Origin of the sequence: Pseudomonas emilianonis (assembly GCF_023072625.1) — a bacterium.
Taxonomy (GTDB): domain Bacteria; phylum Pseudomonadota; class Gammaproteobacteria; order Pseudomonadales; family Pseudomonadaceae; genus Aquipseudomonas; species Aquipseudomonas paraveronii.
This window is the reverse complement of the sequence record NZ_JAKNRV010000004.1, coordinates 41,147-49,812: the sequence shown is the minus strand read 5'-3', so window position 1 is coordinate 49,812 and position 8,666 is coordinate 41,147. Positions and strand designations below refer to the sequence as shown.

The following is an 8,666-nucleotide window of genomic DNA, read 5'->3' as shown; positions in this document are numbered from 1 at the left end:
TGGGCGAAGCCGTTCGCGGCATCGACCCGCACAAAGCCGGAAGCGACATCCGTGACCACCGGCGTGGCCTTGCCGTCGACCCAGCCGCTGTCCAGCGTGCTGACATAACCGGGAATCCGAAAGATGCCATGGCTATGAGCGCCGTCGCGCTCGGCGCTGGCGCAATTGTGCGCGAGGATCTGCGCCACTTCCGGCGACGTGCCGTGTTTCACAAACACCGCGTGCAGCAACCCCACCAGCTCGTTAAAACCGATAAACGCTGAAGAACTATCCACTATCGGGGACTGGGCAGACATCTGTAGCTCCGATTTTGTAATTGGAAGAGACAACTAGAATCCAGACCAACGATTAAACAACGCCTCCCGTGCCTGCTGTCAACGGGCGCTTGAGCTATCTGCTGCCTGACGCGCTTCGCCGCCCATTACCGTGGGCCGCGACTCCGTCACCGAGCTGTTTAGGCGTGCCCAACGAGAATAACGCTCAATTGATGTGCAATCGCCATCATCGCTGTTCTCGCCATCTGCCTCGGGAGGTTAGAATGTGGGAAATCAGGATGAATTAATGACCGAAAAGTCTGTTTCAGAAGCCGAATATGACGCCATCACCGATGCCGCCGCGCATTGGTGCATGCGCCTGCATGCGAGTGATTGCACGGCGGACGAACGACAGGCCTTTCAACGGTGGCACGATGCTCATCCGCTGCATGCTTTCGAGTACGCAGCGATGCTGGAAATCTGGGACGTTGCCGGTCATTTGCCACGCCACGCCCCTGCCCCCGTTGTAGTGCCGCTCAAACCGCGCAGCCGGTTGCGTACTTATGCCGTGGCAGCCTCGGTGTGCCTGGCTGCCCTGCCCCTGGCGGCGTTCACCGGCTGGGAAGCGGGGTGGTTGCCAAGTGCCTATGAACGGTTCGAAACCCGCAATGGTTTGCGCCAAGTCACGCTGGACGACGGCAGCCAGCTAGAGCTCAACCTGGGCACCGAACTGGTCTACGCCAATTACAGGGACCAGCGCAGGGTCACGCTGAGCAAGGGCGAGGCGTTTTTCAAGATCAGTCATGACAGCACCCATCCATTTGTCGTCAGGGCCGGTGAGGGACAGGTACGAGTGACCGGCACCCAATTCAACGTGTGGAAATACGAAGACCAGGTACGGGTGATGTTGCTCGAAGGCTCGATGCAGATTTCCAGCGACCCGGCACACAGCAGCGTGCCACTGACCCAGGGCATGCAAGCCAGCTATCAACAGGGCGATACCACCCCGCGTGTGCGCTCGATCAACCTCGGCGACAGCGCCCTCGCCTGGCGCCAGGGTAAATTGGTCCTGGATAACCTGGCCCTGGCCGATGCGTTACCACTGATCAACCGCTACCTGAACAAGCCCGTGATGCTGGCCGATACCGACACCGGGACGATTCGTATCGACGGCACCTACAACATCAGCGAGGTCAACAACCTCGTCCCCTCCTTGCCCAAGGTTTTGCCGGTCTACCTGACCCAGAACCAGGATGGCAATCCCGTCCTCAACTCCATCCCACGTAGAGCGCCCAAGGGCTGAGCCTGTTGCCAGCATCCGTGGGTTTGCTTGCGTCTGCTGTGTCCATTTTTGAAACACCTCCCTGTCCTGAACGACCCGGCCTGCGCGGATTCATCGTTTTGTCACATACAGTGTTACATCACTGATACAGGCGCCCGAACTCACCGCCTGCGGGCCAGGTATATCGGGAATTGCCGGCTGGCGTCGGCAGGTTGTATCAACGCTGAAACAGCGTGGCCATCACTTAGCCTGCTAAGTTTCATAGCTATTTGATTAACAACAATAAATTTAAAGCGGCACGCCTCCTGCTCTATTCCTTACAGCGCTGTTTAGGGTCAGCGCGACGAATAAGGAATGCCGCCGTGATGACACTCACTCAAGGTTCAATGAATGCACTGCTGATCAGCTGTGTACTCAGCGTCGGCGTCAGCGCTCCGAGCTTTGCCGGTGACGGCGTTATCGTGACGGGGCGTGATGTGCAAGGTCACATGTACGGTCGCGCATCCTTCGGTCCTGACCCCTACCCCACCACTGCCAACGCCAATCCCAGCAGAGAAATCACGAGTGCCATCTCGGGTGAACTCAGTGATCTGGATATTGGCGGCATCAGCAGCGGCTCGAGCATCGCCCGCTCCATACAGACCGCTTCAGGCTTGTCTGGCCTGACCTCCACACAAAACAGCATGTCAACACTCGGTACCGGTACTGCGGCCGGCCACGGTGCGGGCAGCAGCATGGGTGGTCAGATCAGCGACTCGATCCAGCGCGGCATGGCGCCGTTGAACAACATCGGCAGCATGATAGGGGGCAAGTGATGAATCGCACACTGCTGATCCTCGCCCTGCTGGGCAGCGCCACTGCATGGGCGGATGACACCGCTGTGATCAACAACAGCGGCAAAGACTACAACGGCAACTTTTCGATCAACCAGTCGGCTGGCAACCAACAGCAAACGGCGAACAACCGTGCCATCGCGCTCGGCGGGCAAGCCACCACCGTCAATATCCAGAACATGAACGGCAAGGTCGATCCCTCGCTGAACGCCAAGGCCGCGATCATGGGCACCTCTTTTACCAATGGCAACGGCATGTTGGGCATCAACCAGACAGCCGGGGCCAATAACCAATCAATCAATGCCGTGCGGATCAGCATCAACCCTGGCCCGCAAAGCATCGACGACAGCGTCCTGTTGCAACAGAACACGACGACGCTGGCAACCGACTCAGGGCTCACCTCCACCACTGGCAGCCGCCAGGTCGTGACCAGCGACCAGGCCTTCACAGGCAGCCGAGGAGTGATTCAGGTGAACCAGAGTGCCGGGGTGGGGAACCGAGTGGCTAACACCCTAGGCATCACTATCAAGTAAACGCTTGGTAGCACTAGTTAGACCGTACCAACACTTAACCAACTAATTAGAAGCAAGGAGATACACCATGAAACCTCAAATGGCTCTGAAACCAATGGTTTTTGCTCTGGCTGCGCTCATGGCTGCTGCTGCACAGGCAAATGGCTGGCACCCTGCGCCTCAACCCACCGGTACTGTTGCCGCTGTCGTTACAGATGTACAAAATAGTGGCGGCAACAAGTTCGACGACACCAAAACCGAAAATAACGCTTCTTCCGATGGCTCGGTAAACAGCAACAGCGGTAACGTCGGGGTTAACGTTCAAGCGGGCAGTGGCAACCAAGCAGACAACTCTGCCGCCATCTCAAGCGCCAAAGGCGACTTTGCAACGGTATTTGGCGTGGTCGATGTGAATCAAAACAGCGCGCTGAACAACTTCGTCAACAAAGGCACGCAAAACAATGCCTCCCTGGACAACTCGCTCAACGGTAACTCCGGCAACTTGGGTTACAACGGCCAGGCCGGTCAAGGCAACCAGGGTAAAAACAACATGGCCATCACGACTGCTGACGGCAAAAACATCGCTGCAGCCGCCAACACCGAGCAAAACTCGCTCGCCAACAGCTACCTGAACGCTGCCGCTACCAGCAACGGGTATGGCGGCCATGGCGGCCATGGCGGCAGCGCTCAGTACGTGTCCAACAACTCGAGCCTCGACAACTCGATTAACCGTAACTCCGGCAACGTAGGCGTAAACCTGCAATCGGGTTCGGGCAACCAAGGCAGCAACAGCCTGTCGATCGGTCAGGGTTGCAGCGTCTGCAGCAGTGGCAGCGGCATGCGCTTCTGATCCAATGGGGCCTTGGCAACAAGGCCCTTTTTTATTCCAGTGTCCAACAGGTCATTCGATCATGCGCCTCGCGACCCTCAGCCTCCTGATGTTGCTCACCGGCCCAACGTGGGCAGGCACCATGGCGATCTCAGCCATGCCCGGCGGTGCAGTCATCTACAAGAAGGTCGAGAGTATCCGTGAACGCCGGTTCGCCAACCTGGTGGAACAAAAAACCGATTTCAGCTGCGGTGCTGCGGCACTCGCCACCATCCTGCGCCAAGCCTACTGGCTGGACGTCGACGAAGAACACATCATCAAAGGCATGCTGGTCAACGCCGACCAGGACCTGGTACGCACCCAGGGCTTTTCCATGCTGGACATGAAGCGCTACCTCGAAAGCATCGGCATGCGTGCCCGGGGCTACAAGATCGGACCAGACACCCTGGTGACCTTGAAAATCCCTGTGGTGGTATTGCTGGAAATTCGGGGCTACAAGCACTTCGTGGTGATGCAGCGCGCGGACAAGGACTGGGTCTATATAGGCGACCCGGTGCTCGGCCATAAACGCTACTCGCGCGACGATTTCGTCAAGGGTTGGAATGGCATCGTATTTGCGGTGCTGGGCGAAGGTTACGACAAGGCCAATGTCTTGCTCGACCCGCCTACCCCGCTCACCGCGAAGAACCAGTTGAATGAGTTCAGACCCGTGGGCGACGCCGAGTTGATGGACTTCGGTTTTATCCAGAGCGACTTCTTCTAAGAAGCGCAATAAGGGGCAGGACGCTCTAGGAGCAAAAGATGAACACTTCCCGTTGGCTGACGGTCTTGTGTCTGGCAGCCTCAATGCCCGCTTATGCTTCATCGGGGTTCAAGCCAATCGAACTGAAAGATTCGGAAATGGCCGAGCTTCGCGGCCGCTATGTGATGCCGGGGCGAATCATCAGCTTCGGCATCGTCATGAGCAGCACCTGGACCAACTCGGTGGGTGACACGATCACCGGCAAGGCCAGCATGCAGATCGACAAATCAACCATCACGCCGCAATTTTACGTGCAGACCACCGGCACCAAAGGTACGGGCACCAACCAGAATACCGGCACCGGCACCGTAGTTGGCGGCGCCGGCCTGGGCAGTGGCCAAGGCGTGACCCAAAGCGTGCGTGCGGCCGGCGATGGCAACACGGCTTACAACAATGTCGGCATCAGCGTCACCGAAAACGGCCTCGCACCGGCCAACAGAGTGGAATCAGGCCAAGTACTGGTTGCAGGGGGGGTGGTCAGGGGTAGCAGCGCGGCCGGCGATGTTGCCATTTCTGCAAAGAACGGTGGGCTGCAAATGGCCATTCAGGCCAGTAACAACCAGGGCAACAGTCTTCAACAGATCGGTGGAGGCAATGTGCTGCAAGGTACGGTACTCACCGGCAACACCAATTTCGTCAACAACATCACCCAACTCAACGTCGTAATGGGTAACAGCCTGAACAATGGCGCCCTGAACTGCAATCTCGACCAACTCAAAGGCCTACGCACTCTGGGTTATTGAACTACGCTGAGCCTCGACACTTTACGCATTAGAAAAGGACGGCTTATTTCATGCATCGATCGTTATCGCTACATGCAGTTGTCTGTTTAAGTACGCTGCTGCCGGCAACCATGCTGTATGCCGCGCCAGACACCGATATCGATACTCTCAAACAGGAGCTCCTGGAACTCAAACAGCGTTATGAAGTGCAGCAAAAAGCCTTGGCTGTGTTGGAACAACGTGTGCGCCAGGTAGAGGATCAGCCGGCGACTCCGGCGCCCAAACGCCTGGCCAAATCCCCGGCAGACTTCAAAAAAGGCGGTACCACTGTCGCCGGCACCGGCGCGGCGGCCGCATCCGGTGGCGCGGGTGGCGGCGGCAGTTCCTATGGACAATCGCTCAAGGATGATTCGGCGCCTGCGCAAAGTGTCAGCAACCTCTACAACGAAGCCAGTGGTTTCTTCGGCAACGGCAAATTCAGCTTTGAAACCGGCGTGACTTATGCGCGCTACGACGCCCGCCAGTTAACCCTCAACGGTTTCCTCGCGCTGGACTCGATCTTCCTTGGCAATATCAACCTTGACCGGATCAAGTCGGATAACTGGACGCTGGACCTGACCGGACGCTACAACGTCGATAACCGCTGGCAGTTCGACGTCAACGTCCCCGTGATTTACCGCGAATCGACCTACCAGTCTGGCGGCGCCGGCAACGATGCGACGGCCACTTCAGAAGGTTCAGTGACCCGCGACCCGACCATTGGTGATGTCAATTTCGGTGTGGCTTACAAGTTTCTCGACGAAACCCCCAACCTACCGGATGCGGTCGTGTCTGTACGGGTCAAGGCGCCTACGGGCAAAGAACCCTTTGGCATCAAACTGGTCCAGCAAACCACCAACGACAACCTCTACGTGCCGGAAAGCCTGCCCACCGGCAATGGCGTCTGGTCGATCACGCCAGGCATTTCCCTGGTCAAGACGTTCGACCCGGCGGTGTTGTTTGGATCGCTCTCCTATACCCATAACTTCGAAGAGTCGTTTGACGACATCAGCAGTGACGTCAATCAGAAGGTCGGCGGCAAAGTCAGCCTCGGCGACAGCTTCCAGCTCGGCGTCGGCGTAGCCTTCGCCCTCAACGAGAAGATGAGTATGTCGTTCTCGGTCTCCGACCTGGTGCAACGCAAGAGCAAGCTCAAGCCAAACGGCGGCGATTGGCAATCGGTGGTCTCCAGCGATGCCAACGCCGGCTATTTCAACGTGGGCATGACCATCGCGGCGTCGGATAACCTGACGATCGTGCCGAACCTGGCCATTGGCATGACGGATGATGCGCCGGACTTCACCTTCAGCCTGAAATTCCCGTACTACTTCTAAACCGCGTTCAAGGAAAAGCCCCGCAACGATAAGGGTCGTTGCGGGGCTTTTCGGTTTACCCGCCCTAGCGGATCTGGTGTTTGTGCAATAACCGGTAGAACGTCGGCCGGGAAATCCCCAGCACACGGGCCGCGACACTCAGGTTGTCGCTGTGCCGGTTGAGCACATCGCACAGCGCCTGGCGTTCGGCGCGGTGTTTGTAATCTTCCAGTGTAGCCATCGGCGACGAAATTGCCTGCTGACCTTGCAAACCCAGATCAACGGCTTCGATTTGCCGCCCCTCGGCCAGTACCAGGCCTCGGCGCACGCGGTTGGCCAGTTCACGCACATTGCCCGGCCAAGGGTGTTGCCCCATTGCCACCAGCGCGTCTTCGCTGAAACTGCGCGGACGGCGCCCGGTTTCCTGGCTGTAGAAACGCGCAAAGTGGTTGGCCAGCATGGCAACGTCGCCGTGGCGCTCGCGCAACGGCGCAGTGACCACTTGCAGTACATTCAAACGGTAATACAAGTCTTCACGAAACGTACCCTTTGCCACGGCGGCTTCCAGGTCGACGTGAGTCGCCGCCAGCACCCGCACATCCACCGGGATGGGCTGGCTGCCGCCGACGCGCTCGATCTGTTTTTCCTGCAGGAATCGCAGCAGGTTGGCCTGCAGCTCCATCGGCAAATCGCCGATCTCATCAAGAAACAGCGTGCCACCATTGGCCGCCTCGATCCGCCCGACCTTACGCTGATGGGCGCCAGTAAATGCGCCCTTTTCGTGACCAAACAGTTCGGATTGGATCAGGTGTTCGGGGATCGCACCGCAGTTGATCGCAACAAATGGCTTGGCATGGCGCTGGGATTGGCGGTGCAGGGTCTTGGCCACCAGCTCTTTGCCGGTGCCGCTGTCGCCGCGGATCAGCACCGTGGACTCGGTGGGCGCCAGCTTGGACAACAACTTGCGCAGCTCGCGGATCGGTCGGCTGTCGCCCAGCAGCTCATGTTCGGGCTCGTCCACTGCGGTGTAGCCCTTGCCCCGCAGCCTTGCCATGCCAAAGGCGCGGCCAAGGGTGACCTGCACCCGGGACACATCAAACGGCAAGGTATGAAAGTCAAAAAACCATTCGCAGACAAAATCCCCGACATTCTGCAGCCGCAACACGTCCTGGGTGAGCACCGCGATCCACTCAGTGCCGCTGCGGCTGATCAGCTCCTTGACGGCTTCGGGCCGCTCCAGGTGATACGGCTGCAAACGCAGCAAACCCACATCGCAGGATCGATCACCCACGGCCGCCAACGTACAGCTGTCCACTTCCCATCCCGCCGCACGCAAGCCTGGCAACAGCTCATGGCAGTCATCACAGGGGTCGACCACGAGCAAGCGGCGTTGCGCAGGTGTACCAATCATGACTATTCCTTGGCGCCAGAATTGCTAAAGTTATTTATAAACAAAGATTTGCGATGTTTGTAAGTTACAGTATCAAAATCTTGACAGTTGCCTTGTATCGTTTTGCTATATGTCTTGGCAAAAAGCCACTCCACCGTCACTTCCCACAAAAAAAGCCGTTCCCGCTGAGTACCGTATTCGGCTTTCAAAACAGCCGCTTACATGATGCTAATCACGGAAAGTTGAAATTTGTTGCTCTAACATGTGACCCGTACCCCGCCATCGCGCATCAGTACAAGTAACTCGCCGCACGGTCAGCCCAACCGACGGCACTCACTTGATTGGGCATTTAGAGAGAAGACCTACATGAACGCCCCGCTCCGCATCAACGAAGCTCTTTTGATCGCAGACCGTGCTTTCCGGCCCTTCCAGTGCGTGGCCTGGCATGATGGCAACGGTGCCCTCAGCCTGAGCGTCATCGACCGCACCAATACCCGTATCGGCACTAAACAGCTGTCATCGAGTACCTATACCGACCCGGCGCAACTAGAAAACTTGTTGTTGCAGGCGCGCGCCGAGCTCGATAAAGATGGCCACCAGTTGCAATCCTGGGCCATGCCGAAGTAATTCGAAGCTGCAACTGGCGAGCACTGCGCTGTAAACGGCAGGGCTCGCCAGTTCAGTATTAAA

At 57.8% G+C, this 8,666-nt stretch carries 10 protein-coding genes; 8 read left to right on the top strand and 2 right to left on the bottom strand.

Annotated elements, in window-relative coordinates:
* On the bottom strand, positions 1 to 296 hold a 296-nt coding region (locus tag L9Z73_RS01200), incomplete at its 3' end, for an Ldh family oxidoreductase (protein WP_247395762.1).
* Positions 297 to 561: 265 nt separating this feature from the next.
* On the opposite strand from L9Z73_RS01200, the gene L9Z73_RS01195 reads away from it, so the two are divergent.
* The 7 genes from L9Z73_RS01195 (at position 562) to L9Z73_RS01165 (ending at position 6,607) form a co-directional block, all read left to right on the top strand.
* Complete coding sequence (locus L9Z73_RS01195; RefSeq protein WP_247395761.1) at positions 562 to 1,557, top strand: FecR family protein; 996 nt, start codon at positions 562 to 564, stop codon at positions 1,555 to 1,557.
* A gap of 341 nt (positions 1,558 to 1,898) precedes the next feature.
* Entirely contained in the window at positions 1,899 to 2,351 is a 453-nt protein-coding gene (locus L9Z73_RS01190; RefSeq protein WP_247395760.1) for a hypothetical protein, read from the top strand.
* Positions 2,351 to 2,902 (top strand): adhesin, encoded by a 552-nt coding sequence (locus L9Z73_RS01185; protein WP_247395759.1) that lies wholly within the window; start codon positions 2,351 to 2,353, stop codon positions 2,900 to 2,902. Before L9Z73_RS01190 ends, L9Z73_RS01185 begins: the two co-directional genes overlap by 1 nt.
* Positions 2,903 to 2,969: 67 nt before the next feature.
* Complete coding sequence (locus tag L9Z73_RS01180) at positions 2,970 to 3,731, top strand: hypothetical protein (RefSeq protein WP_247395758.1); 762 nt, start codon at positions 2,970 to 2,972, stop codon at positions 3,729 to 3,731.
* A 61-nt stretch (positions 3,732 to 3,792) separates the two neighbouring features.
* A complete protein-coding gene (locus tag L9Z73_RS01175) occupies positions 3,793 to 4,473 on the top strand; it encodes a C39 family peptidase (RefSeq protein ID WP_247395757.1) in 681 nt (226 codons plus the stop codon).
* A 38-nt stretch (positions 4,474 to 4,511) separates the two neighbouring features.
* Positions 4,512 to 5,255 carry a hypothetical protein gene (locus L9Z73_RS01170; RefSeq protein WP_247395756.1) on the top strand — a complete coding sequence of 248 codons (744 nt, stop codon included), beginning with the start codon at positions 4,512 to 4,514 and terminating at the stop codon, positions 5,253 to 5,255.
* A 50-nt stretch (positions 5,256 to 5,305) separates the two neighbouring features.
* Positions 5,306 to 6,607: a hypothetical protein gene (locus tag L9Z73_RS01165; RefSeq protein ID WP_247395755.1), complete on the top strand. Its 1,302-nt coding sequence runs from the start codon at positions 5,306 to 5,308 to the stop codon at positions 6,605 to 6,607.
* Positions 6,608 to 6,671: 64 nt separating this feature from the next.
* On the opposite strand, the gene L9Z73_RS01160 is transcribed toward L9Z73_RS01165, so the two are convergent.
* Entirely contained in the window at positions 6,672 to 7,997 is a 1,326-nt protein-coding gene (locus tag L9Z73_RS01160; RefSeq protein ID WP_247395753.1) for a sigma-54 dependent transcriptional regulator, read from the bottom strand.
* Between the two features lie 345 nt (positions 7,998 to 8,342).
* Here L9Z73_RS01160 and L9Z73_RS01155 point away from each other — a divergent pair, with 345 nt between their 5' ends.
* Complete coding sequence (locus L9Z73_RS01155; RefSeq protein WP_247395751.1) at positions 8,343 to 8,603, top strand: hypothetical protein; 261 nt, start codon at positions 8,343 to 8,345, stop codon at positions 8,601 to 8,603.
* Positions 8,604 to 8,666: the final 63 nt, after the last annotated feature.

Coding starts and splice junctions, on each gene's coding strand:
- L9Z73_RS01165 (WP_247395755.1), top strand. CDS start 5,306: ATGCATCGATCGTTATCGCTACATGCAGTTGTCTGTTTAAGTACGCTG.
- L9Z73_RS01185 (WP_247395759.1), top strand. CDS start 2,351: ATGAATCGCACACTGCTGATCCTCGCCCTGCTGGGCAGCGCCACTGCA.
- L9Z73_RS01155 (WP_247395751.1), top strand. CDS start 8,343: ATGAACGCCCCGCTCCGCATCAACGAAGCTCTTTTGATCGCAGACCGT.
- L9Z73_RS01195 (WP_247395761.1), top strand. CDS start 562: ATGACCGAAAAGTCTGTTTCAGAAGCCGAATATGACGCCATCACCGAT.
- L9Z73_RS01180 (WP_247395758.1), top strand. CDS start 2,970: ATGAAACCTCAAATGGCTCTGAAACCAATGGTTTTTGCTCTGGCTGCG.
- L9Z73_RS01175 (WP_247395757.1), top strand. CDS start 3,793: ATGCGCCTCGCGACCCTCAGCCTCCTGATGTTGCTCACCGGCCCAACG.
- L9Z73_RS01170 (WP_247395756.1), top strand. CDS start 4,512: ATGAACACTTCCCGTTGGCTGACGGTCTTGTGTCTGGCAGCCTCAATG.
- L9Z73_RS01160 (WP_247395753.1), bottom strand. CDS start 7,997: ATGATTGGTACACCTGCGCAACGCCGCTTGCTCGTGGTCGACCCCTGT.